General features: G+C 48.7%; 1 protein-coding gene. It reads right to left on the bottom strand.

What is annotated here, in order from left to right:
* Window positions 1–567 (bottom strand): reverse transcriptase domain-containing protein (locus tag ACFSX3_RS25345; RefSeq protein WP_379313406.1); only part of this gene is annotated, 567 nt, incomplete at both ends.

The raw sequence follows: 567 nt of genomic DNA, 5'->3' as shown, positions 1-567 counted from the left end.
ACAATAGCGTTTTTAGTCCACACTTATTGGCCATATACTTGACCTCCGGGAATGAGCTCATCCATCTCCTCCGTTGTCTCTTCTTTGCATACCACCGGGTAAATCGCTGCAGAATATACCAATCCAGCTTCGCTAACCTCTTTTGGCTGTAGTTCGTGTAATAGTAATTTCTCCATCCCTGAATCTTTGGGTTGAGCCATTCCACGTGTTCCTCAAACGATTTCCAGCGCATGCCAGGCGGTGCTAATCTGTCTTTGACCACGCCTCGGATGCGTTCCTCTGCCTTCTTCGTTAGCCACTGCTGAGTGGTATAGTACACCTTCCCTTGAGAGGTTTCTGCTTTCGTTTTTCGGTGGTGCATTCCTAAGAAGTCGAAGCCTTCGTCTCCTGTCCACAGACCTACAATGCGGGTTTTGGTCGGATGCAGCGTGAGTTCTAGACGTTCCATAATGGTGCGGATGAGTTCATACGCATGTTCTGCATCCTTTTTGGTTTTACAGACCACAACGAAGTCGTCTGCATACCTCGTCAGTTCTCCCAGCCCACTTCCGTGTTTCTCCCATAACC

It is taken from the genome of Paenibacillus rhizoplanae, assembly GCF_042684125.1.
GTDB classification, from domain to species: Bacteria; Bacillota; Bacilli; order Paenibacillales; family Paenibacillaceae; genus Paenibacillus_AQ; species Paenibacillus_AQ rhizoplanae.
The sequence above is the reverse complement of the archived record's forward strand: the minus strand, read 5'-3'. Positions and strand labels throughout refer to the sequence as shown.